Genomic DNA, 24,796 nt, shown 5'->3' with positions numbered 1-24,796 from the left:
CTAGGTAAGAAAAATCGACCAACCTACTGGTATTCTTATCTGTTTTGTCCCAAATTGAGTATTTAAAAACAATAAATACTTTGTAATCAATCTATTACAAATTTTTACATAATTTCTAACAAACCGATTAATAATGAAAAAGATTACTCTCATTCTAATCATGCTGAGTTTTGTGTTTACGGCACATGCTCAATATGTATTTAATCCCGTTGCAGGCCCTATAAATGTGCTCGCAGGCGCACCACCAACGGTTAATTTAAACGATACTGCAAACACTGCTGGTGCTGCTGCGTCTTCTACAGGATCTTATAATGCATTTTCAATAACTGTAGATTGGGTTGCTGGCGGAGGAAATCCTTGGTCTTCAGAAGCAGATTTAACCTTTACAACATCTGCTGGCTCTGTAACCGTGGATCCACCAACAACTGGTGGTGCAAACTCAAACGCCAATGCTACTTTAATCTTTGAAGGAGATTTACCTGGCGTATATAATCCTACTGTAGATGGTTATATAGACTTAGTTTTTAATCAAAGTTTTGCAGGTTCTGATGCGAATTGGTCTAATATAGTGGTAACACTGTTTGAAAGTCCGACGTGTGTTGTTCCAACAGGAATGACAATTGCAAATTTAACAACAACTTCTGTTGATTTAAACTGGATGGCTGGAGATAGTGAATCCGCATGGAACGTAGAATATAACGGTGGTGCTGACTTTACACCTGGAAATGGTGAAGCAGAAGGTGCTGTAAATGTAACTACGACACCATCAACATCATTAAGTGGTCTTACTGCGTTTACAGAATATTTTGTGTATTATCAAGCTAATTGTAGTGCTGGTGACTTAAGTGAATGGGTAGGTCCTTTTAATTTCTTAACAGGCTATTGTGAGTCCATGCCATCTTCTAATGATGGTCAAGGAATTACGCAGGTTATCCTAGGTAATCAAACATTTACCTCGGCAGGTGACGAAGTTTATGAGGATTTTAGAATACCAACAGTAGATTTAGCATCTAGTGTTACGGCAAATTTCCAAATAACATTTGCTACAGGTTTCACTTACGATGTTAATGTTTGGATAGATTTTAATAATGATTTAGTGTTTGATAACGCAACGGAATTAGTATTTCAAGGAGAAACTACAAATGATAACCCAACAGTCTTTGATGCTTCTTTTGTAATGCCTAACGCACCTTTGGGTGTTTACAATATGAGAATGGGTTCAGCAGATTTTGGTCAGGGAACCCCTAATCCATGCTACAATGGATCTTTTGGGGTAACCGCGGACTTTACTGTCAATGTAACAGCAGCACCTGAATGTGCACCTGCATCTTCTTTAATTGCTGAAAATATTACGGAAACCACAGCAGATCTTTCTTGGACTGATATAGCAGGAACAGGCGTAACTTGGGATTTAGAATGGGGGCCAGCTGGTTTTACACCAGGTACAGGAACACAAGTCCCTGGTTTAACCGTAACAAATTATTTACTTACTGGTTTAACGGCAGGTACATCTTATGATTACTATGTATTAACAAATTGTGCTACTACATCTTCTACACTTTCTGGACCATCTAACTTTATTACAGATACGCCAGGTGAGACATGTGCAAATGCTTTTCCTATGACTGTAGAAACAGATTGCGATGGGACAAACGCAGTAACATTCAATTTCGCTAATGGAGGAGATATAGATGCTAATGATGAAAATCCAACTTGTGATGCCTTTGGTAATTTTGGTTATTTTATAAGTTTTACAGCACCTGCTGTGGGTTCAGTAGTTATTAATTTTGATGGTGCTGCAGATAACATTGGTTTAGAAGTTTACGATTCTTGTGGTGGTACAGCTGTTTCGGATTGTACTAATAATGCTTTTGATGCAGGTGATGATTCAGGTATTATTGGTGGTCTTGTTCCTGGTGATACATACGTTGCCGTAATTTGGAGAGATACTGCTTCAGGTACTGCTGATATTTGCATTGAAGCTGGTCCAACTTGTCCCCAGCCAGTAGATTTAACTTTTAATATCCTAACTACAACTTCTGTAGAACTAGGTTGGACAGAATTTGGTACAGCTACCAATTGGAATGTAGAATATGGCCTTACAGGATTTACGCAAGGTACTGGAACATTAATAAATGGTACAACAGATAATCCTCTTGAAGTTACAGGACTAGCTACACAAACCTCCTATGAATTTTACGTACAATCTATCTGTGACGGAGGTGATGTAAGTGACTGGTCTGGGCCATTTGAATTTAATATTGATTATTGTGATTCTGAACCGACAAGTAATGATGGACAAGGTGTAACTAACGTAACAATTGAAACAATAGATTTTCCTAGTCTAGGAGATGTTACCTACGAAGATCAAACATCGCCAGTGATTGATGTTTTACCAGGAGTAAATACCAGTGTAGCTATTACTTTTGCAACTGGGTTTACTTATAATACGAATATCTGGATAGATTTTAATGATAACCTAACGTTTGAAGCTTCTGAATTGGTTTTCCAAGGAGAGTCAACAAATGCAAATCCTACAACTCTAGACGCTTCTTTTGTTATGCCTGTTACAGCTACACCAGGGCAGCACAGGATGCGTATGGGTACAGCTGATTTTGGGCAATCTACACCTGACCCATGTTTTAATGGAGCTTTTGGTGTTACATTGGACTTCACTGTAAACGTAGGGGTTTTACCATGTGTACTTCATGAAGTTAGTTTTAATATTGTAGATGATTGTGATAACCAACAATTTTTTATCGATGTTGACATCACAGATTTTGGTGATGCGCCTTCTCTTGAAATCTCAAATACCTTTAATACAAATACTCAAATAGTTACAACAACTGGAGTTGTGCAGCTAGGGCCTTATCCTTCTCTAACAACGTTAAATGTCTCAGTTGCGAATACTTCAGAGAGTCTTTGCACAATAACAAGTCCAGAATTACAATTTATATGTCCACCAAGTAACGATACTCCTTGTGAAGCAACAATTGCAGTAGTAAATGAAGGCATTTTATGTGAAAGTACCACACCTGGAACTATATTTGGTGCGTCCGCATCCGGAGTACCAGATCCTACCTGTGGTGGTTCACCAGATGATGATGTTTGGTTTCAGTTTGTTGCAGAAAGTGAAAGTCACCTAATCTCTTTAGCTAATGTCAATGGCAGTAGTGTGTTTGATACGGATCACTCGGTATATGAAGGTACTTGCGATAATCTAACAGAAATATCTTGTACCTCTGGTTTTGATGAATTATCTAGTGTTGCAAGTGGGCTTACTGTAGGAGAAACTTATTTTGTTAGAATATATTCTGGTGGCACCGACGATGAAGACACCTTTTTTGAATTATGTATTACACCTTACATTGCACCTTCCAATGTTACCTGCGACGTAGCTGCAAACTTCTGTAGTGGTAGTGACGCAACGGATATTTTATATACTTATAATACAATAGGTATTTCACCTGGCGACGGACAAATAGACTGTTTATTTACGACTCCTAATCCTACGTTTAGTACATTAGAGATAGGGTCATCAGGAGATATACTTATAGAAATGGTACAAAACACTGCTTTTGATGAAAACGACAATCCTATAGGTGATGAACTTGATGTGGATTTCTTACTTTGGGGACCATATGCACCAGGTGATGATCTATGTAATCTTGGAGCTGTTGTTGACTGTAGTTACTCTGCGGCACCTGTTGAAAATGTAACGTTATTAAATGCACAGCAAGGTGAAATTTATTTATTATTAATCACCAACTTTGCTCAAGATGCAGGGGTTATTCAAGTAAGACAAACCAATATTGGTGATAATGATGCAGGTTCAACGATTGCAGATATAGAAGCCGAAATTGTTAGTAATGATGTTTTTATAGATCCGTCTAATGACCCTACAGAAGTAGATGAAGTATCAGTTTGTGGTTTTGATTCCGTAACTATTGAAACAGACTCACCATTTGCTGATTCCTATATATGGTTTAGAGATGGTTTTGTAATAGAGGGAGAAACAGGGCCTTCTATAACGGTTACAGAATCAGACAATTACCAAGTACAAGCTTTTGATAGTCAATGTGGTTCCGATGCATTTTCTCAGATTGTAATCGTAAACCTTTATCAAGATCCTGGTACCGTTGATCCGCAAAATTTAACTGTTTGTGATGGTCCAGGCTCAGATGGTTCAGAAACTTTTGATTTAGATGCATTTTCTGCATCATTAGGTTATGGATCTGACTTTACAGTATCTTATTACACCAATACTTCAGATGCAAATCAGACTATAAACGCTGTAACTTCGCCTTACACTTCATCTGGTGAAACTTTAATATTAAGGGTAGAAGATGCTGATGCAGCAAGTGATGGTTTCTTAGGATGCCGTCAATTATCTCAGCTTGAATTAGTTGTAAATGTGAGACCAGACGCTATGCAACCACAAGATTTTATTGTTTGCGATGATTTAGACGGTAGTGTAGATGGACAGACAGATTTTAACCTTACATCAATAGATGATGAAATTAGTACAAACCCTAATGCTACAATAACTTATCATACATCTCAAGCAGATGCCGATACTAATGTAGGGGCACTAAGCAGCCCTTATACGAGTAGTGGGGAAACTATATTTGCGAGAGTAGAGGATAGCGCTACGGGTTGTTTTGAAACAACATCATTTAACTTGGTTGTAAATGTTGTTCCATTAGCAACATTTGATGATCAGTTCGATTATCAGGTATGTCCAAATGCAACAGTACCTGTAACCATAGGTATTATTCCAGATAACTTTACGGCAACAGACGTTACCGTAACATGGTTATTAGATGGAGTTGTTATAGCTGGTGAAACAGACTTAACCTTAGATACTGTTTTGGTTGAAGGAGATTATTCTGCAGAGCTTTCATTTAATACTACGGGTTGTGTAAATACAATAACAACCTTTGTAGAAGAATTAGAGTCTTGTATTTTCCCAGAAGGAATTTCTCCAGGTGTTAGTCCTGGACAAAACGACCGTTTTGACTTAAGCAGTTTTGGAGTTACTGAATTAAAAATATTTAATAGAAATGGAACATTGGTCTATTCTAAAACGGATTACACAGATGAATGGGAGGGGCAAACTAATGATGGCGAAGAATTGCCAGTTGGTACCTATTTTTATACAGTAATTTACGAAGGAGGCACTAAACAGAAAAGTGCATGGGTTTACATTAACAGATAATCAACTAACTGAATCAACTTAAATTATAATGAAAAAACTTTCGATTATAACGGTTTTACTCCTTGCATTACAAATGTATGGACAGCAAGACCCACAGTACACACAGTACATGTATAATATGAATATTATTAATCCAGCCTATGCTGGGTCTAGAGACAACCTCTCTTTTGGATTATTATACAGAAATCAATGGACCAAAATAGATGGTGGGCCAGAGACGGGTACGTTCTTTGGACACTCACCAATAGGTAACAATCTAGGTTTAGGAGTTTCTCTAATTGCAGATCAAATAGGGCCTGTAAAAGAAACGAATGCTTATGTTGATCTATCTTATACCCTAAAACTTGGTGGAGAACATCGTTTAGCCTTTGGTGTTAAAGCGGGTGCTACTTTTCATGATATTAACCTTACAAGTGGTAATGTAGCAGTAGTTGATCCTGGTGATCCTTTCTTTGGTATTGGTATTAACGAAACAACCCCTAATTTTGGAGCAGGATTCTTTTATTATACCAATAAATATTACCTCTCACTTTCAGTACCTAATTTATTATCCTCTGTACATTTAGATAGTAATGGTAATAAAATTGGTTCAGAAACCCAGCATTATTTTTTAACAGGTGGCTATGTATTTGATTTATCACCAAATACAGAATTAAAACCATCATTTATGGTAAAATCAGCTTTTGATGCACCGACATCTTTTGATGTTAATTTAAATGCTAGATTCTTTAAGAAATTTGAAATCGGAGCCTCTTACAGATTAAACGATTCCTTCTCAGGCCTTGTTAATTTTGCAATATCACCTGCGGTTAGAGTTGGTTATGCTTATGATGCTATATCATCAGAGATAAAAGCTTTTGCACCAGCTTCACACGAAGTTATGTTATTATTTGATCTCAATTTTCCAAAGCGTGTATCGCGTTCGCCTAGATACTTTTAATCCGTTAAGCTAAACCATTATGAAAAACTTTAAAACATTATTATTTATTACGTTGATGAGTAGTTTATGCTTAACTGCTCAAAATAAAGCGACAAAAAAGGCAGATAAAAAATTTGCTAGATTTCAATTTGTAGATGCCGCTGAAAACTATAAAAAGCTTGTTGAAAAAGGCAAAGGTTCTCCTTATGTTTATGCACAATTAGCAGAGAGTTACTATAATATTTACAGTACCGTTGAGGCCGAACGTTGGTATGCTAAAGCCTTAGAATCCTCACAAGATCCAGAAATGATCTATAAGTACTCTGAGATGCTTAAAGCTAATGGTAATTACGAAGCATCAAATCAGCAAATGGAAAAATTTGCCTCTATGCGCCCTTCAGATGATAGAGCATCTGCATTTAGAAAAAACCCAAATTACCTTCCTAAAATTTTAGAACAAGGTAAAAAATTTAATGTACAAGACGCTGGTTTTAATACTGAGCAGTCAGACTTTGGTGGTGTTACCCACGATGGTAAACTTTATATTACATCGGGACGTAACGACAATCGTAAAACCTATGGTTGGAATAAACAACCGTTTCTTGATATTTACAGATTATCAAAAAATTCTGATGGCTCATACCAAGCTGCAGAATTAATGAACGATAAAATAAACACAAAATATCATGAGGGTCTTGTGTCATTTTCACCAGATGGTAATACCATGTATTTCTCTAGAGAAAGTTATTTTGAAAAAGATTTTATTAAGGATTCTATATCGAGTACACGTTACGGCCAATTATATCTATTTAAGGCTACAAAGTTAGGCTCAGATTGGGATACGGTAGAAAGTCTATCTGTAAATAGCGAAAACTACTCTGTAAAAAATCCTTCGGTAAGTGCAGATGGTAAAACACTTTATTTTGCATCTAATATGCCAGGTGGCTACGGTAACTTTGATATTTATATGGCGCCAATCAAAGCTAATGGTACTCTTGGAGAACCGCAAAATTTAGGACAAAAAGTAAATACAGAAGGACAAGAGATGTTTCCGTTTATTAGTAGTAACAATACGCTTTATTTTTCATCTAATGGCCACTTAGGTCTTGGTGGAATGGATGTTTTTTATACTAAAGCCATTGATGGTAAAATGGCACCAATAAGAAACGTAGGTATTCCTATTAATAGTAACGGAGATGATTTTGCATTTACCATTGATGAAGACGCTGAAGAAGGATTCGTATCCTCAAATAGAGATGGAGGACAGGGAAGCGACGATATTTATGCATTTAAGAAACTTCAGCCCTTATGTGATGTTTTAATTACAACTACAGTTTTAGATGATACCAACCGTGAGCCTGTAGGAGGAGCGTCTGTTACTTTATTAGATGCTGAAGGTAACAATGTAGTTACTAAAACTACTAATGACCAAGGTGTTGTGGAGTTTATTGTAGAGTGCGAACAAGATGTAGAACTCGAGGTGGTAAAAGATGGCTTTGAAAGTAAAAAAGTACCTGTAGAAAAAACAAGTGAAGAAGAATTAGCCGTTCAAATTTCTTTAGATCCTATTGAAGAGATCATTACAAAAGAAGAAATTATATTGAGTCCTATTTATTTTGATTTTGATAAATCTAACATTACGGCCGCGGCTGCTTTTGAATTAGATAAACTGGTTCAAATAATGACTAAATATCCAGACTTAGTAATTAATGCAACATCACATACAGATAGCAGAGGCCCAGCTTCTTATAATGAAAGATTATCTCAACGAAGAGCAACAAGCACGCAGCAATATGTTATTTCTAAAGGTATTGATGCGTCTCGTATCTCTGCCGAAGGTAAAGGAGAGAGTGACTTAAAAGTAGTCTGTGGTTCTACTTGTAGTGAGGAAGATCATCAACAAAATAGACGTTCAGAATTTTTGATTATAAGTGGTGGTCCTCAAGCTAAAAAATAAATTTTAACACTTCAATCAATATTAAAAAGCTCTGATTTATTCAGAGCTTTTTTATTTGATCCATTGTTTATATGGAAATTTGCTTAATTGAGAATTATAATATTTTACGTCTCCGGTTACTTCTTCACTTAGCCAATTTGGTTTATTAAAGCTTTCGTTTTCAAATTTTAATTCTATCTCAGCAATGATTAGTCCTTTATTATCTCCAAAAAATTCATCAACCTCAAACAAATGATTCCCGAATTTAACTTCATATCTTATTTTATCAATTATTCCGTCTTCACACAAAGTTAAAAGATGTTCTGCATCATCTTTTGAAATTTCTTTTTCCCATTCAAAACGAGATAGACCGTCGTTAGAAGACTTCCCTTTAACGGTTATATAACCTTTATCCTCTTTTAGTCGCACTCTAACAGTTCTGTTAGCATCCCTGTTTAAAAAGCCTTGCTTTATAATGTAAGAGTTAAAGGCCATTTCTTTAAAAGCATTAGATGTTACTAAAAATTTCCGTTCTATTTCTACTGCCATAAGATATATTTAAAAGACATTTAATTTCTAAATTTACAGGATGCTAAGCGATTTACCAATACGAAAGATAATTCATGTAGATATGGATGCATTTTATGCTTCTGTAGCTCAAATGGATAATCCACAGCTAAAAGGTAAACCCATTGCAGTAGGTGGTGGAGGTAAACGAGGTGTTATTAGTGCAGCAAGTTATGAAGCACGTAAGTTTGGTGTAAAAAGTGCTATGTCTGGTCGATTAGCAGAAAAACTGTGTCCTAAATTAATTTTTGTAAAAACAGATTTTGAACGTTATAAGGAAATCTCTGGGCGTATTCGTAAAATCTTCTTTGATTATACGGACTTAGTTGAACCACTTTCTTTAGACGAAGCCTATTTAGATGTTACTGAAAACAAAATAGGGCTGCCTAGCGCTACTTTAATAGCCCAAAAGATAAGAACTCGTATTTCTAAAGATATTGGTTTAACGGCCTCGGCAGGTATCTCTATTAATAAGTTTATTGCTAAAGTAGCAAGCGACATCAATAAGCCTAATGGTCAAAAAACAGTTAATCCAGAGGATGTGCTAGTGTTTTTAGAAAAATTAGATATTAGAAAATTCTATGGTATTGGTAAGGTTACAACTGAAAAGATGTATCAAAAAGGAATTTTTACGGGTAAAGATTTAAAATCTAAATCCGCAGATTATTTAGAAACGCACTTTGGTAAATCTGGTCGTTCCTACTACAATATTGTTAGAGGAATTCATCTGAGTGAAGTAAAACCAAATCGTATTAGAAAGTCATTGGCTGCAGAGCGTACTTTTAGTGAAAACCTATCTTCTGAAATCTTTATGCTTCAAAAATTAGAGCTTATAGCTGATGAAGTGGCTAAACGGCTAAATAAAACTAAAGTTGCCGGTAAAACAATTACCCTTAAAATAAAGTATAGCGATTTTACATTACAAACCAGAAGTAAAACCCTACCCTACTTTGTTAATGATACATCCATAATACTTGAGACAGCCAAGAGTCTTCTATACCAAGATAAACTCAATAATTCTGTGCGCCTTTTGGGTATTTCTCTGTCTAACTTAAACACAGACTTAAAGAAAATACAACAAAAAAAAGAAAAAGAAAAGTCTGTTAGTGTACAGTTAAAATTTGATTTATAATTAAAAATTACAACTTTCTATCTCGGTTACACGTAGTGTATTTACCATACCTTTAGCTTGTATAGGCATTGCTGCTAAACTAATGAGCATATCACCAACTTCTAGATAACCTTTTTTGCAAGCTATAGCATTTACATCTTCTATAGTTTCGTCTGTACTTACAAACTTATCATAATAAAACGCTTCTACTCCCCAAAGCAAACTTAGCTGTGTTAAAATTCGTTTGTTAGAAGTAAATACTAAAATATGAGATTGTGGTCTCCAAGCCGAAATTTGAAACGCTGTATAACCACTATTTGTTAATGTAGAAATTGCCTTAGCATTAATTTCATTAGCCATATTAGCAGCATGGTAACAAATAGCCTTTGTTATATAACGTTTAGTGCGAATGTGAGGAGGTGATTGTGGCACCTCAATTAATGGCGAATCTTCAACACTGCGAATAATATTTGCCATTTGTCTAATAACCTGAACAGGATACTGACCAACCGATGTTTCTCCCGAGAGCATTACCGCATCTGCGCCATCCATAACAGAATTAGCTACATCATTAACTTCTGCGCGTGTTGGAGTTAAACTTGTAATCATAGTCTCCATCATCTGTGTTGCAATGATAACAGGTATTCTTGCACGCTTGGCTCTTTGCACCAATTTCTTTTGGATTAAAGGCACTTCTTCTGCCGGAATTTCAACTCCCAAATCACCACGAGCTACCATTAAACCATCACAGTAGGCTACTATTTTATCAATATTTTCTACAGCTTCTGGTTTTTCTATTTTGGCTATAATAGGTATTTTATGGTCACAATGTTTTTTAATTAATTCCTCTAACTGCATTAAGTCCTCTGCATGACGTACAAAGGATAAGGCTATCCAATCTACCTTTTGAGCTATTGCAAAAATGGCATCGTCAATATCCTTTTCTGTAAGAGCGGGCTGCGAAATATTAGTATTTGGAAGATTTACTCCTTTTTTAGATTTTAGTGGACCTCCTTGTATAACCCTAGCTGTTACTTCTTTTTTACCGTCAGTGGATACTACTTCAAAAATCAATTTACCGTCATCTAGCAAAATACGCTCACCAGGTTTAGCATCTTGAGGAAAATTATCATACGTCATGTAAACCCGTTCTTTAGTTCCTTCAAAACGTGTACCTGTTGCAAAAATAATTTCATCTCCCTCATTTACTACAACTTCCTCTTTCATTACGCCTACCCTAAGTTTTGGTCCTTGTAAGTCTCCCAGAATGGCAGCATTATAACCGTATTCTTCATTGAGTTCTCTTATCATATTAATACGCTCAATAACATCGTCGTAATCCGCATGAGAGAAGTTAATTCTAAAGACGTTAGCACCTTCGTCTAACATCGCTTTTAAAGTCTCTTTATTACTGGTTGCAGGTCCTAATGTGGCTACTATTTTTGTTTTTTTATTTAACATCAATTCAAAAAATTAAGTGATTTTTAGATTTAAGTTCTGACGGATTTATTGAATAGCTCGTTACAATTTGTGGAATAGTTTGTAGCCTATTCAAAATTAATTGTTCATTAACATGCTGAATCTCATCAGAAATCTTAATAAAATAATCGACCTTTTTATGTTCTGGTACAAGATTAAATGTCTTTAATCCTTTTTCATTATTTTGAAATAATCCTACACTATATAAGCTGTCTTCTTCTTTTTTACATACGTTAGAAATTAAATTCCAAGTAACGTATTGTGATGTATTATTCCATTCAAAAATACTATAGGTCGCTTTCAAATATTCAAAGTCTAAGTCATTGGCTTTACGCGCTAGATTTAATTCTAATTGTTTATTTAGCAGATATGCTAAACGATAATCTTTTAACCCACAATGTACTGCTATGAGTTTATAAGAATCGTCATTAAAATCGTCGAGCAAAATTTTATGTAAAGCCATATACTTATAACTTTAAAACGTAAATATAGAGTATAAATAGGATAGAATTATCTACTAAGTAGTATTCTTACCCTATAAAACCAACGAAAACGTTATAGTGTCTAAGAAAAATACAACTAATTAAATGAGTTTATTGATTTGGTTTTGGAGGGCAAAAAAGGCACGCTTAGAGGCTTTTTCTTCTGCTTTTTTCTTTGAGGTAGCTCTGGCTTTTGCAACAACTTTATCGTTAATACTTAGCTTAACTGAAAAGTGTTTTAATTCATCTTTTCCGGTATCTTCATAGACATTATAAGAAAACGTGTTTTTTTCTTTTTGGCACCATTCTATAAGTAAGCTTTTATAGCTTATAACTTTACCTTCTAATGTTTCAATATCTACATGTGGATTAATAACGCGGTCAAATAAAAACTTTTCACAAACTTTATAGCCTTTATCTAAATAAATAGCTCCAACTAAAGCTTCAAATAAATTGCCATGAATATTATTACCGAAATTAGATTTAGGAATTCTACTTTTTACTAAATCTATGAGTTTCAAATCTTTACCAAGGTCATTAAGATGCTCTCTACTCACTACTTTAGAACGCATTTTTGTTAAATAACCTTCATCACCATGCGGAACTTGCTCATAGAGGTAGGCTGCAATAACCGAACTTATCATAGCATCACCAACAAACTCTAAACGTTCATAATTAATAGGATTACCCTTTTTGTCCTTTATATTCATAGATCTATGGGTAAATGCTTTAATATAAAGTGTCTCGTGTTTAGGCTTGTAACCAAGAATATCTTTTAGTATTAAAAAAAAATTCCCGTCTTCTTGAGAACGGGAATTTTTTAATATGTTACGAATGAAATTCATTCGGGATTTAATCTAATTTTTTAAATAATACACAAGCGTTGTGTCCGCCAAATCCAAATGTATTACTCATTGCGACTTTAATATCTCGTTTCTGAGCTTTATTGAGTGTTAAATTTAATTCTGGATCAATGTTTTCATCAACCGTTTCGTGGTTTATTGTTGGTGGTATAATACCATGTTGCATTGCCATAATTGAAGCAATAGCCTCAATAGCTCCGGCAGCACCCAACAAGTGACCTGTCATAGATTTTGTAGAATTAATATTTAAATTTTTAGCATGGCTGCCAAATACTTCAGATATAGCTTTTAATTCTGCAACATCTCCTAATGGTGTAGATGTGCCGTGTGTATTAATATAATCTACATCTTCTGGATTTAAACCAGCATTTTCTAAACAATTTTTCATTACCGCAACAACGCCAATACCATCAGGGTGTGGTGCTGTCATGTGATATGCGTCAGATGATAGACCTCCACCTACAACTTCTGCGTAAATTTTAGCGCCTCTAGCTTTTGCGTGCTCATACTCTTCTAAAACAATAGAACCTGCACCTTCACCTAATACAAAACCATCGCGGTTTGCATCAAAAGGTCTAGATGCTGTTTGAGGACTATCATTTCTTGTACTCATAGCATGCATTGCATTAAAACCTCCCATACCAGCAATGGTAACTGCGGCTTCACTTCCACCAGTAATAACAACATCACAATGCCCTAAACGTATAGTGTTTAAAGCATCAATCATTGAATTAGCAGAAGAGGCACATGCAGAAACTGTTGTGTAGTTTGGTCCCATGAAACCATATTTTATAGATATGTTTCCTGGAGCTATATCAGCAATCATTTTTGGAATGAATCGTGGATTAAATCTTGGTGTACCGTCACCAGCAGCATAGTTTAACACTTCGTCTTGAAATGTCTCCAAACCGCCAATACCAGCACCCCAAATTACTCCAACTCTCAATTTATTTAGAGCGTCTAGGTCTAATTTTGAGTCCGCTATAGCTTCATCTGAAGCTACCATAGCATACTGCGAAAACTTGTCCATTTGACGTGCTAACTTTCTATCAATAAAGTCAGTAACTTCAAAGTTTTTTACTTCACAAGCAAACTGTGTTTTGAACTTTTCAGCATCAAAATATGTGATTGGCGCAGCACCACTTTTACCATTAACTAGCCCATCCCAATATTCTTCTTTGGTATTGCCTATTGGTGTAAGTGCTCCTAAACCAGTAACTACAACTCGCTTTAATTCCATAAAATAAAGTTCTTATTTAGCTTCTTCTATATAAGAAATAGCTTGACCAACTGTTGCAATATTTTCAGCTTGATCGTCTGGGATTTGAATATCAAATTCTTTTTCAAATTCCATTATTAATTCTACAGTATCTAATGAATCTGCACCTAAGTCGTTAGTGAAGCTCGCTTCAGTTACAACTTCGTTTTCATCAACACCTAATTTGTCTACGATAATCGCTTTTACTCTTGATGCAATGTCTGACATAATCTTTTAATTTTAAGTTTTAATTAGACCGCAAAAATAAAAAACTTTATTTTAAAAATCACCTTTACCGATAAAATGTGCCTTTAATTGCAAAAAATCGATAGAAGTATTTTTGTTTTGCGTCTAATTGTAAATTATTATTCTTTTTTTTGTTTTGAATAATAAATCAATATACCTGTAAATGAAACGTATTGTAATTTTTGCGTCCGGAAGTGGATCTAATGCTGAAAATTTAATTAAGTTTTTTCACAACAGCGATAATGCGTCTGTTATTCAGGTACTAACTAACAATCCTCATGCCAAAGTACTACATCGCTGCAAGAGTTTGAAAATAAGCGCATTATCATTCAATAGAATTGCATTTTCCAAATCTGATGATGTTCTTAATGTTCTTAGAGCTTCAAAACCAGATTTAATTGTTTTGGCAGGTTTCCTCTGGAAATTCCCCGAATTTATTTTAAAAGAATTTGTAAATAAGGTCATAAATATTCATCCTGCACTTTTACCTAACTATGGAGGTAAAGGTATGTATGGTATGCATGTTCATAAAGCTGTTGTCGCCAATAAAGAAGAGAAAACTGGTATTACAATCCATTTTGTTAATGAAAATTATGACGAGGGTGCTATTATTTTTCAGGCAAAGTGCAAGGTTTTAGCTTCTGATTCTGCTGAAGATGTGGCTGCCAAGATTCATGAGTTGGAGATGGAGCATTTTCCCAAGGTAGTTGAGAAACTCCTTCTTAACAACTAAACTAAAGATCCTGAAACAAGTTTAAGATGACACATATGTCAAAAAAGAAGAAGAAATATTACGTTGTTTGGAAAGGACTAAAAACAGGAGTTTTTGAATCTTGGGAGGACTGCAAAGCACAAATAAAAGATTTTAAAGGCGCTCAGTACAAATCATTCTTAACGTTTAATGCTGCTAAGAAAGCCTACAAAGAAGGGGCTAAGGCATATATAGGAAAGTCTAAAATTTTTAAGAGCCAACTGACTAGCGAGCAGTTGAAAAAAATAGGGTTACCTAATTTTAATTCTATTGCCGTAGACGCAGCATCTAGCGGTAATCCTGGTAAAATGGAATATAGAGGTGTAGACACCAAAACTAAAAAACAACTTTTTATACAAGGGCCTTTTAAAGAGGGTACAAATAATATAGGTGAGTTTTTGGCTATTGTGCACGGTTTAGCATTTTTGAAACAACATAATAGCAATAGAATACTTTATACAGATTCTAAAACAGCCATGAGCTGGGTTCGAAAAAAAACATGCAACTCTAAACTAAAGCGAAACGAAAAAAATAAAGATTTGTTTGAGTTAGTAGATAGAGCCTTAAAATGGTTAAACACCAATAAATATGAAACAACCATAGTAAAATGGGAAACCAAAGCTTGGGGAGAAATTCCTGCAGATTTTGGAAGAAAATAATATCATTTTTGTAATGGAACAAACTTTATTACAACTAATATGGCTTTAAAGTAAGTTGCCGTTATGTGTAAAAGATTTATCTGTCTGTTTGTAATATTATTTTCTTTACCTATTTTCTCCCAAAAAGATGACTGGAAACTTAGAAAATATGAGAATAATATTAAAATATTGACAAGAGCACTTCCGAAAAAAGCATTAGATGAATATAAAGCAGAAACAATCATCAATAATTCAATTGAAGCAATTTTAGACGAGCTTCTTACCGCACCAAGCTATAATAAATCTTACCAACCAGGAGTAAGTTACTATGTCGATAAAGTTTCAAATAATCAGCATACATTTTACGTTTATAAAGCGCTACCCTGGCCAATAAAGAATAGGGATTTAATTACCCTTCTTACTGTTCATAGACTTTCGGAACATAAAATAAAACTGGTCTTAGAAGGTTTGCCAGATGCGCTACCTAAAAAAGATCAAACGATTAGAATAAAAGATTTACAGGGCCATTGGCTATTAGAAGAAATTAATGGAAAAACTAAAGTAACGCAACAATTATTCGTTAACCCTGAAGGTTCATTACCACCATTTATAATTAATTTATTATTAATAAAAGGGCCGTTTAAAACATTTTCTCATCTACGAAAAACTCTAGATAAAACGGAGGCTTTTGTTTCAAAAAAATAAAATGGAGATTACCATTAATCACCTTATATTTGTACCCTAATTTAAACTTACTTTAATGAGTAAACTAGTAATTGTCGGTACTGTAGCTTTTGATGCTATTGAAACACCATTTGGTAAAACCGACAAAATTCTTGGAGGAGCTGGTACTTTTATAGGCTTAGCAGCTTCAAATTTTAATGTAGATGCAACAGTTGTATCTGTTGTTGGTGGTGATTTTCCGCAAGAATATTTAGACTTAATGTCTAATAAAAATATTGACGTTTCTGGTATTGAAATTGTAAAAGAAGGTAAAACCTTTTTCTGGAGTGGTAAATATCATAATGACATGAATTCTAGAGATACCTTAGTAACAGAGCTTAATGTATTAGAACATTTTAATCCTGTTGTTCCAGAAAACTATAAAGATGCTGAAGTTGTAATGCTGGGTAATTTACATCCTGCTGTACAAATGAGTGTTCTTAATCAGATGAGCACCAAACCAAAACTAGTTGTTTTGGATACCATGAATTTTTGGATGGATTGTGCACTCGAAGATTTACATCATACTATAAAGCATATAGATGTCATTACAATAAATGACGAAGAAGCTAGGCAATTAACAGGAGAATATGCTTTGCTAGTAGCTGCCAAAAAAATTCAGGAAATGGGTCCTAAATATGTGGTAATTAAAAAAGGAGAACATGGTGCATTGTTGTTTTATAATGATAATGTTTTCTATGCACCTGCTTTACCTCTAGAAGAAGTATTTGATCCCACTGGTGCTGGCGATACATTTGCTGGTGGTTTTACAGGTTATTTAGCTAAAACAGGAAACTTTTCTTTTGAAAACATGAAAACTGCCGTTATATATGGTTCTACGTTAGCCTCTTTCTGTGTTGAGAAATTTGGAACAGAACGTATGCAAAACCTAACAGTAACAGAAATACATAAACGCTTAGGTCAATTTAAGAGTCTAACACAATTTGATATAGAATTAACCTAAAAACCAACGCGCTTTAAAACCAAGCGCGTTTTTTTATTACATAATATGAGTGATGCTTTAAAACATGAGTGTGGTATAGCACTTATTAGACTATTAAAACCATTAGATTATTACAAAAAAAAATATGGTAGTGCATTTTATGGTGTAAATAAAATGTATTTAATGATGGAAAAGCAGCACAACCGAGGCCAAGATGGTGCTGGTTTTGCAAGTATAAAATTAGATACTAAACCAGGAGAACGTTACATTAGTAGAGTGCGTTCTGTTGCGCAACAACCCATCCAAGATATTTTTGGACAAATTAACGAACGCATCAATAAAGAATTAACAGCTCACCCAGAATACAACAACGATGTTACTGCTCAAAAAAAGAATATTCCTTATATAGGTGAAGTTTTACTTGGGCACGTGCGTTATGGTACTTTTGGTAAAAATAGTGTAGAAAGTGTTCATCCTTTTTTAAGACAAAATAATTGGCAACACAGAAACTTAATTATGGCTGGTAACTTTAACATGACCAATGTTAAAGAGCTTTTCGGTAACCTTATTGAGTTAGGTCAACACCCAAAAGAATACACAGATACCATAACAATAATGGAAAAGATTGGTCATTTTTTAGATGATGCTGTTTCAAAAATATATAGAGATCTAAAAAAAGAAGGCTATAATAAAAACGAATCATCACCTCTTATTGCTGAACGGCTTAAAGTTGGAAAAATATTAAAACGTGCCGCAAAAAATTGGGATGGTGGTTATGCTATGGCTGGTTTGCTAGGGCATGGAGATTCTTTTGTACTTAGAGATCCGGCAGGTATAAGACCAACATATTATTATAAAGATGATGAAATTGTGGTGGTTGCCTCTGAGCGTCCCGTAATACAGACTGTGTTTAATGTACCTTTTGAGGATGTTAAGGAGCTAGAACCTGGCCATGCTATTATTACTAAAAAGTCTGGTGCTACAAAAATTAAAAAAATTCTAGAACCTTTAGAACGAAAAGCGTGTTCCTTTGAGCGTATTTATTTTTCTCGAGGTAGTGATGCCGAAATTTATGAAGAGCGCAAAGAGCTAGGAAGATTATTAATGCCTAAAGTTCTTGAGGCTATAAATAATGATACAGAGAATACAGTATTTTCATTCATACCTAACACGGCAGAAACCTCATTCTTTGGAATGATAGATACTGTTGAAGAGCACCTTAACACAAAAAAGACAAAGTCTATTTTAAATGGAGGTGGAAAACTATCCGCAGCTAAAGTAACAGAGATATTATCTGAAAGACCTCGAATAGAAAAAATAGCAATAAAAGATGTTAAGCTAAGAACCTTTATTACAGAAGATAGTAGTAGAGATGATTTAGTGGCGCATGTATATGATGTTACTTATGGTGTCATAAAACCAACAGATAACTTGGTAATAATTGACGATAGTATTGTGCGAGGTACTACACTTAAAAAAAGTATTATAAAAATGATGGATCGTTTGGGTCCTAAAAAAATCGTAGTGGTATCTTCTGCTCCTCAAATTCGGTATCCAGATTGTTATGGCATTGATATGGCAAATCTTGAAAGTTTAGTAGCCTTTAGAGCAGCTTTGGCATTGCTAAAAGACAATAATCAATACCATATTGTTGAGGACGTTTATAATAAATGTTTAAAACAGGTTAATTTAGACGATGCAAACGTTGTTAATTACGTAAAAGAGATTTACGATAATTTTTCTGATGAACAAATTTCAGATAAGATATCTAAACTCTTAAGTGCTAAAGATGTTAATGCAGAAGTTAAAATTATTTTTCAACCGGTAGAAAACCTTCATAAAGCATGCCCTAAAAATTTAGGGGACTGGTACTTTACCGGAAATTATCCAACAAATGGAGGAAATAGAGTAGTAAACAGAGCCTTTATTAATTTCTACGAAGGAAACAAGGAGCGGGCTTATTAAATTTATAAGCCTTTAAGAAGCATTTAATCCGAAAAATATTGTATTTAACCGTATTTTAATGTATTTCATCCGATAAGTAATAAGTTATTAACAAATAGCGTTACATTAGTATCACCATAACATAAGTAGGTTAAGTTCATGGTAGATTTGGGGCAAAAAAAGGTGAACATCGTTCACCTTTTTTTATACACCCTCTTAAAGTTATACTTTAAGTTGTTTAGTAAAAGAAACTTTCAATTTTTTACTTAATATTAGAGATTCGTTCTAGTTTCCACGCTTAGACTAATATATAGGTCGTTTATCCAATAAATACAGAAGTTAGATTATTGTAAACCTATATTTGACTCACCATAACATAAGTAGGTTAAGTTTATGGTAGATTTGGGGCAAAAAAGGTGAACTTCTGTTCACCTTTTTTCATTTTATACCTGCAAAGGCAGGTATCTTGTAATTTCGATTCATAAGTATAATAAAGAGTTCTTTCCTACAATCTTAACTTCAATTTTCAACAAAAAAAGCTCAAGTAATTTTACTTGAGCTTCAAAGTTTATTTAAAATGCAGAACTACTTTGCCTCAGCGTAACGACGCTCAACCTCATTCCAGTTAATTACATTAAAGAAAGCATCGATATAGTCTGGTCTTTTATTCTGGTAATTTAAGTAATATGCATGCTCCCATACGTCTAAACCTAATATCGGTGTGCCACCACAACTAACGCCTGGCATTAGTGGATTATCTTGATTAGGAGTTGAACAAACCTCTACTTTACCACCTTTATGTACACATAACCATGCCCAACCAGAACCAAATTGAGTTGCAGCAGCTTTAGAAAATGCTTCTATAAATGCCTCTTTAGATCCAAATTCTTCATCGATAGCATCTTTTAAATCCCCTGAAAGATAACCTCTATCTTCCGGGTTCATTACTTCCCAAAATAATGAGTGATTGTAAAAACCGCCACCATTATTTCTAACTCCAGAGTTATTCATATCTAAATTACTTAAAATCGCTTCGATAGATTTTCCTTCTAAATCGGTTCCTTCAATAGCCGCATTTAATTTTGTTGTATATCCATTATGATGCTTAGAATGGTGGATTTCCATTGTGCGCGCATCAATGTGTGGTTCTAATGCATCATATGCATATTTTAATTGTGGTAATTCAAAAGCCATAATACGTATGTTTTTTAGTGTTAGTAATTTAATTATAACAAATTTACAATTTTGAACGCAAGATGTTCTAAATAAAACATTAAGATTAACTATTTTGGTATAAAAATTATCTTTTGCAAAATTCTACTTACACTATATATAATGCCTCAGCAGGGAGTGGTAAAACATTTACAATAGCAAAATCGTATATAAAACTTTTGGTTTTGGCTAAGAATTATAATCATTTTAAGTCTGTTCTTGCTATTACATTTACCAACAAAGCCGTAGGAGAAATGAAAATGCGTGTTATTAACATGCTAAAATTATTTTCTGACAAAACATCCTTAACTGCACCTCACCCAATGTTTAGCACAATTTGCTGTGAGTTATCTATTTCTGCTGAGTACCTACACAATAAATCTAAACACATATTAAAGCACATAATACATAATTATGGAGCTTTTGATATATCAACAATAGACGGTTTTACACATCGTATTATTAGAACGTTTGCACACGACTTAAAGTTGCCAGTAAACTTTGAAGTAGAGCTAGATCAAGATCGTTTAATTAATGAGGCAGTAGATAGCTTAATTTCTAGAGCTGGTAAGGATGACGCGCTAACAACTATACTTGTTGATTTTGCAATAGAAAAGGCGGATGATGATAAAAGCTGGGATATTAGTTACGACTTTAATAAAATTGCTAAACTATTAGTCAACGAAAATGATATAAAATCATTAGATGCTTTAAAAGATAAATCCTTAACGGATTTTAAACAATTAAAAGAAATTTTATCTAATTCTATAATAACTTTAGAGGAAGAAATTGTAAAAACGGCAACTTCAATTTTAACCCTATTAGAGGAATGTGGGTTAAAATATGATGACTTTAGTGGCAAGTATATACCTAAATATTTCATTAAATTATCAGAAAAAACAATTAATGTTTCTTACGGAAATATTTGGCAAGATAATTTATTAGAAGGTGGTGCACTATACCCTAAGCGGGTAACAAGTAACATTGCAGAAACTATAGATAGTATTCAGCCAAATATTGCCAAAGCTTTTACAAAAACAAAAACCTTAATTTATAAACTCAAACAACAGAAAGGATTTTTAAAACATATAACACCACTTTCTCTATTAAATGCTATTCAAAAAGAGTTAAACAGTCTTAAAGAGGAGCAAAATAAAATGCTTATTTCAGAATTTAATAAAATTATAAGCAATGAAATAAAAGATCAACCTACCCCTTTTATTTATGAACGTTTAGGAGAAAAATTTAAGCATTATTTTATTGACGAGTTTCAAGACACCTCCCAAATGCAATGGGATAACTTGGTGCCACTTTTAGACAACGCATTATCAGCATCAAACGGATCTGCTATGTTGGTAGGTGATGCAAAACAGGCCATTTATAGATGGAGAGGTGGAGAAGCAGAACAGTTTATAAACTTATATAATAAAACCAAAAACCCATTTCAGATTAAAGCTGAAGTTTTAAGTCTTGGCACCAATTACAGAAGTGCCAAAGAAATAATTAATTTTAACAATGCCTTCTTTAATTTTTTGAGTGCTAGCTATTTTTCAAATCAAGATTATACAGAACTTTACAAAAACGCTGAGCAAGATTTTAATAGTAATTTAAATGGTTTTGTTAACCTAAAATTTTTAGAGATATCTAAAGAGGATAATTCTACAGAATTGTATACCAAAGCCGTTTATGACACTATTAATACATGTGTAAAGCGTGGTTGTAAATTAGAAGACATTTGTGTTATTGTTAGAAAAGGAAAGCAAGGTGTTGCAGTAGCAGAATATCTTAGTGAGAGAGGTATTAATATTACATCTTCGGAAACTTTACTTCTAAAAAACTCCAATAGGGTAAAATTTTTAAATGCGTTTTTAAAACTATTACTGCAGCCAGAAAATGATAGTTTAAAAATTGAAGTGTTATCATTCTTGGCAAAACAACATCATGTAGAAGACTATCATTTATTTTTTGAAACCCATCTTCATAATACCTTAGAAAAGGTATTTAAAAGCTTAGAAACTCTAAACATTATTGTAAATAAAAATCAGCTTTTGCGGTTACCACTTTATGAACTTATTGAGCAGCTTATTAGAATTTTTAAGCTTAATGAAACGTCCGATGCTTATATTCAGTTTTACTTAGACGTAGTTTTAGAGTTTACTCAAAAACAAAAATCGGACTTATCTTCATTTCTCACTTATTTTGAAAAGAAAAAAGAGAATCTTAGTATAGTTTCGCCTCAAAACGCTAATGCGGTGCAAATTATAACTATCCATAAATCTAAAGGGCTAGAGTTTCCTATAGTTATTTTTCCTTTTGCCGATCTTAATATCTCTAAAGAGTTAGAACCTAAAGTCTGGTTTCCTGTAGATAAAAGTAAGTTTGCTAATTTTGAATCATTGCTCATAAATTACAATAAGGATATTGAACATTTTGGCGAAACCGGAACTCAAATATATAATGAGCATGAATCCCAACTGCAACTAGATAATATTAATCTACTCTATGTTACGCTAACAAGAGCTGTAGACCAACTTTATGTAATATCTAAAAAGGATATAAGTGCTAAAGGTGATGTAAATGAAAATACATATTCTGGTATGTTTATTAAGTACTTACAGAGTATAAACGTGTGGTCCGATCAGCGATTTAGCTACGAATTTGGCACCTTTAATACCAGTAAAGAGGCTAAAGAAAAAGAAGAAACATCAGAAATTATACAACTCATATCTGTGCCTAAAGAGGTACATAATCTAAATATTATTACCAAATCTGGTCAGCTTTGGGATACAAAACAAGAAAAAGCGATAGAGCGTGGTAATTTGGTTCATCTTTTATTATCAAAAATTAAAACTGTAGTGGATTTAGATTTTGCGTTTAATGAATTACTATTATCAGGAGATATCACAACAACAGATGAGGAAGAATTACGACACTTGGTTTTAGAAGTTATTCAGCACCCTGTTTTAAAACCCTATTATACCAATAATTATGAAATCTACAACGAGCGCGATATTATTACCAGTTCTGGTCAACTTTTAAGGCCAGATCGCCTAAATATAAACGCTAATAACGAAGTGATAATTATTGATTATAAAACTGGAGAACACAAACCGAGTTATAAGTCTCAACTAAACCAGTATGCCTCTGTTGTTGAGTCTATGGATCTTACAACTAAGCATAAGTATATAGTCTATATAAATGAAGATGTAGGTGTTATTGAAGTATAATTTATAGATAGTATCTTTACAAAAAATAAATATTCAAGAGATGTACGGCAATATAAAAACACATTTACAGCAACAAATAGAATCTATAAAAGATGCTGGTCTTTTTAAAGAAGAACGCATTATAACATCACCTCAAGGGGCAGAAATTACGCTAAATACTGGCCAAAAAGTTTTAAATTTTTGTGCTAACAATTATTTAGGTTTATCCTCACATCCAGAAGTTATAAAAGCTGCAAAAGACACTATGGATTCTCATGGTTTTGGTATGTCTTCTGTGCGTTTTATTTGTGGAACACAGGACATTCATAAGGAACTCGAACAAAAAATAGCAGATTTCTATGGTACTGAAGGTACTATTTTATATGCTGCTGCTTTTGATGCTAATGGTGGTGTTTTTGAGCCCTTATTAACCAAAGAAGATGCAATTATATCAGATTCTTTAAACCATGCATCAATAATAGATGGTGTTAGGCTTTGCAAAGCTGCAAGGTATCGTTACCAAAACAACAACATGGCAGATTTAGAGCAACAACTCATTGCTGCAAATGAAAATGGTGCACGTTTCAAAATCATAGTTACAGATGGAGTATTTTCTATGGATGGCCTCGTTGCACCGCTAGATAAAATTTGTGACCTAGCCGATGAATACGATGCAATGGTAATGATAGACGAGTGTCATGCCACAGGTTTTATTGGTGAAACAGGTATAGGTACCCTCGAAGAAAAAGGAGTATTAGGTAGAATAGATATTATTACAGGTACTTTAGGAAAAGCCATGGGAGGAGCTATGGGAGGTTATACCACAGCAAAAAAAGAAATCATTGAAATCTTACGTCAGCGCTCGCGTCCCTACTTGTTTTCAAACTCTTTAGCTCCAGGTATTGTTGGGGCGTCTATAAAAGTATTTGATATGCTAAAAAATGACAATAGCCTAAGAGATAAAGTAGATTGGAATACAAAATATTTTAAAAAAGGAATGAAAGATGCTGGGTTTGATATTGTAGATGGTGATTCTGCAATAGTACCAGTAATGTTATACGATGCCAAATTATCTCAAACTATGGCAAACATGCTTTTAGAAGAAGGGGTGTATGTTATTGGTTTCTTTTATCCTGTAGTTCCCAAAGAAAGAGCAAGAATTAGAGTGCAATTATCAGCAGCACACACACAGAAGCAATTAGACAAAGCTATTAAGGCTTTTGTTAAAGTAGGCAAAGAACTTAAAGTTATTTAAAATGGTTACAAACTCACTATTTTAGGGCGTTGTAACAATATTTTT

General features: G+C 34.0%; 18 protein-coding genes. 11 read left to right on the top strand and 7 right to left on the bottom strand.

Features of this window, described 5'->3' with window-relative positions:
* The first annotated feature begins 133 nt into the window (after positions 1–133).
* From Q0800_RS06905 to Q0800_RS06895, 3 genes are read left to right on the top strand one after another with little or no spacing between them, the layout of a single operon-like run.
* Complete coding sequence (locus Q0800_RS06905; RefSeq protein WP_299128527.1) at positions 134–5,218, top strand: GEVED domain-containing protein; 5,085 nt, start codon at positions 134–136, stop codon at positions 5,216–5,218.
* Positions 5,219–5,246: 28 nt separating this feature from the next.
* Positions 5,247–6,158, top strand: a complete 912-nt coding sequence (locus Q0800_RS06900) for a type IX secretion system membrane protein PorP/SprF (RefSeq protein ID WP_299128526.1) — start codon at positions 5,247–5,249, stop codon at positions 6,156–6,158.
* Between the two features lie 19 nt (positions 6,159–6,177).
* On the top strand, positions 6,178–8,094 hold the full coding sequence (locus tag Q0800_RS06895; RefSeq protein WP_299128525.1) for an OmpA family protein: 1,917 nt from the start codon (positions 6,178–6,180) through the stop codon (positions 8,092–8,094).
* Between the two features lie 51 nt (positions 8,095–8,145).
* Here Q0800_RS06895 and Q0800_RS06890 read toward each other — a convergent pair whose 3' ends face one another.
* On the bottom strand, positions 8,146–8,622 hold the full coding sequence (locus Q0800_RS06890) for a CYTH domain-containing protein (protein WP_299128524.1): 477 nt from the start codon (positions 8,620–8,622) through the stop codon (positions 8,146–8,148).
* Positions 8,623–8,662: 40 nt separating this feature from the next.
* Here Q0800_RS06890 and dinB point away from each other — a divergent pair, with 40 nt between their 5' ends.
* Entirely contained in the window at positions 8,663–9,772 is a 1,110-nt protein-coding gene (dinB, locus tag Q0800_RS06885; protein WP_299128523.1) for a DNA polymerase IV, read from the top strand.
* Here the strand turns inward: dinB and pyk are convergent, their stop codons facing one another.
* From pyk to Q0800_RS06860, 5 genes are all read right to left on the bottom strand, one after another.
* The gene (pyk, locus tag Q0800_RS06880) at positions 9,773–11,215 is read right to left on the bottom strand and encodes a pyruvate kinase (protein WP_299128522.1); all 1,443 of its coding nucleotides are present in this window, start codon (positions 11,213–11,215) and stop codon (positions 9,773–9,775) included.
* A gap of 1 nt (position 11,216) precedes the next feature.
* On the bottom strand, positions 11,217–11,693 hold the full coding sequence (locus Q0800_RS06875) for an IPExxxVDY family protein (protein ID WP_299128521.1): 477 nt from the start codon (positions 11,691–11,693) through the stop codon (positions 11,217–11,219).
* A 120-nt stretch (positions 11,694–11,813) separates the two neighbouring features.
* A complete protein-coding gene (gene rnc / locus Q0800_RS06870) occupies positions 11,814–12,557 on the bottom strand; it encodes a ribonuclease III (protein WP_299128520.1) in 744 nt (247 codons plus the stop codon).
* 7 nt (positions 12,558–12,564) lie between these two features.
* Positions 12,565–13,815 (bottom strand): beta-ketoacyl-ACP synthase II, encoded by a 1,251-nt coding sequence (gene fabF, locus Q0800_RS06865; protein WP_299128519.1) that lies wholly within the window; start codon positions 13,813–13,815, stop codon positions 12,565–12,567.
* Positions 13,816–13,827: 12 nt separating this feature from the next.
* Entirely contained in the window at positions 13,828–14,061 is a 234-nt protein-coding gene (locus tag Q0800_RS06860) for an acyl carrier protein (RefSeq protein WP_008269813.1), read from the bottom strand.
* Between the two features lie 181 nt (positions 14,062–14,242).
* Here Q0800_RS06860 and Q0800_RS06855 point away from each other — a divergent pair, with 181 nt between their 5' ends.
* From Q0800_RS06855 to Q0800_RS06835, 5 genes are all read left to right on the top strand, one after another.
* On the top strand, positions 14,243–14,812 hold the full coding sequence (locus Q0800_RS06855) for a phosphoribosylglycinamide formyltransferase (RefSeq protein ID WP_299128518.1): 570 nt from the start codon (positions 14,243–14,245) through the stop codon (positions 14,810–14,812).
* A gap of 35 nt (positions 14,813–14,847) precedes the next feature.
* Positions 14,848–15,489 carry a ribonuclease H family protein gene (locus tag Q0800_RS06850; RefSeq protein WP_299128634.1) on the top strand — a complete coding sequence of 214 codons (642 nt, stop codon included), beginning with the start codon at positions 14,848–14,850 and terminating at the stop codon, positions 15,487–15,489.
* A gap of 63 nt (positions 15,490–15,552) precedes the next feature.
* A complete protein-coding gene (locus Q0800_RS06845) occupies positions 15,553–16,173 on the top strand; it encodes an START domain-containing protein (RefSeq protein WP_299128517.1) in 621 nt (206 codons plus the stop codon).
* 55 nt (positions 16,174–16,228) lie between these two features.
* Positions 16,229–17,155, top strand: coding sequence for a PfkB family carbohydrate kinase (locus Q0800_RS06840; protein ID WP_299128516.1), 927 nt, complete (start codon positions 16,229–16,231; stop codon positions 17,153–17,155).
* 45 nt (positions 17,156–17,200) lie between these two features.
* A complete protein-coding gene (locus tag Q0800_RS06835) occupies positions 17,201–19,099 on the top strand; it encodes an amidophosphoribosyltransferase (protein WP_299128515.1) in 1,899 nt (632 codons plus the stop codon).
* Between the two features lie 564 nt (positions 19,100–19,663).
* On the opposite strand, the gene Q0800_RS06830 is transcribed toward Q0800_RS06835, so the two are convergent.
* On the bottom strand, positions 19,664–20,272 hold the full coding sequence (locus Q0800_RS06830) for a superoxide dismutase (RefSeq protein ID WP_299128514.1): 609 nt from the start codon (positions 20,270–20,272) through the stop codon (positions 19,664–19,666).
* 113 nt (positions 20,273–20,385) lie between these two features.
* On the opposite strand from Q0800_RS06830, the gene Q0800_RS06825 reads away from it, so the two are divergent.
* On the top strand, positions 20,386–23,517 hold the full coding sequence (locus Q0800_RS06825; RefSeq protein WP_299128513.1) for a UvrD-helicase domain-containing protein: 3,132 nt from the start codon (positions 20,386–20,388) through the stop codon (positions 23,515–23,517).
* A gap of 40 nt (positions 23,518–23,557) precedes the next feature.
* Positions 23,558–24,751 carry a glycine C-acetyltransferase gene (gene kbl, locus Q0800_RS06820; RefSeq protein ID WP_299128512.1) on the top strand — a complete coding sequence of 398 codons (1,194 nt, stop codon included), beginning with the start codon at positions 23,558–23,560 and terminating at the stop codon, positions 24,749–24,751.
* Positions 24,752–24,796: the final 45 nt, after the last annotated feature.

The organism is uncultured Winogradskyella sp., assembly GCF_937958655.1.
Classification (GTDB): domain Bacteria; phylum Bacteroidota; class Bacteroidia; order Flavobacteriales; family Flavobacteriaceae; genus Winogradskyella.
The sequence above is the reverse complement of the archived record's forward strand: the minus strand, read 5'-3'. Positions and strand labels throughout refer to the sequence as shown.